Source organism: Cedecea sp. B1(4), from assembly GCF_059414925.1.
Window position 1 is genome coordinate 1 of the sequence record NZ_JCAHMZ010000297.1, and the last position, 214, is coordinate 214.

1 protein-coding gene is annotated in these 214 nt (G+C 69.6%); it reads left to right on the forward strand.

Annotation, left to right across the window (positions count from 1 at the left end; genetic code table 11):
- On the forward strand, window positions 1-214 hold a 214-nt coding region (locus ACR6JA_RS23015), incomplete at both ends, for an alkaline phosphatase family protein (RefSeq protein ID WP_494599820.1).

A 214-nucleotide genomic window follows, 5' to 3' on the forward strand; every position in this document is an offset into this window, starting at 1 on the left:
GCAACCTGAACATGCACGCGGGCTACGCCGACGTCGATTCCGGCGACCGCCACATCGCCCACATCGTCGACAGCCTGCGCAAGAGCTCGCAGTGGGACAACATGGTGGTCGTGATCACCGTGGACGAGAACGGCGGCTGGTGGGACCACGTGGCGCCGCCCAAGGGCGACCGCTGGGGCCCCGGCACGCGCATTCCCGCGCTGGTGGTGTCGCC